Here is a 245-nt window from a genome sequence, read left to right as displayed (position 1 = left end):
ACACCACCATATCTGAAGCCAACGCCTTTAAATGCGACATGATTTTAACTCAGAAAGTCTTTGCAGATGTGTTAAATGCCGATGCCAGCCCGGAACAGATCAAACGGGTGATTATACTCAATAAGCTGACCGACAAAGCAGAAATTGAAGAGAAAATGGTGGCGTTTATGAAAGAACGTAACTTAAAGGTCGCTAATCATGAATAGTGTCATCGACTTCCTGGTAAAAGACTTATTGGGGCAGGC

Annotated in this window: 1 pseudogene; it reads left to right on the top strand. The window is 42.0% G+C overall.

The features are described from left to right. Nucleotides 1-206 (top strand): annotated as a pseudogene (locus KVT28_RS26155) (PTS lactose transporter subunit IIB); the annotation flags it as partial. Nucleotides 207-245: the final 39 nt, after the last annotated feature.

It is taken from the genome of Pantoea sp. GbtcB22 (genome assembly GCF_019091025.1).
Classification (GTDB): domain Bacteria; phylum Pseudomonadota; class Gammaproteobacteria; order Enterobacterales; family Enterobacteriaceae; genus Pantoea; species Pantoea leporis.
The sequence above is the reverse complement of the archived record's forward strand: the minus strand, read 5'-3'. Positions and strand labels throughout refer to the sequence as shown.